Here is a 255-nt window from a genome sequence, read left to right as displayed (position 1 = left end):
CCCAAGTACCATCGGCGCTGGGCAGCTTAACTTCTCTGTTCGGAATGGTAAGAGGTGATCCTGCCCGCAGTAGCCACCAAAGTCTTTGTGTAACCCCCACTCGGGGGGGACACGTTTCTTTGATAACGATCAACAAGTTCGATAAGAGAGCTTCAGGCCTTTTTACCAGACCGATCCGGACTTCAGGATCAACCAAAGACCGTATGCTAATTAATTTCCACAACAAGCGTGCTGCCGTCTTTTTCACTACTCATA

1 rRNA gene is annotated in these 255 nt (G+C 49.0%); it reads right to left on the bottom strand.

The window, feature by feature from the left end:
- A 5S ribosomal RNA gene (rrf, locus tag DQG19_RS20690) occupies nt 1–81 on the bottom strand; the annotation flags it as partial.
- Nucleotides 82–255 lie beyond the last annotated feature (174 nt).

This window comes from Lewinella sp. IMCC34183 (genome assembly GCF_003390915.1).
Taxonomy (GTDB): Bacteria; Bacteroidota; Bacteroidia; order Chitinophagales; family Saprospiraceae; genus Neolewinella.
This window is presented reverse-complemented; position numbering and strand designations above follow the sequence as displayed.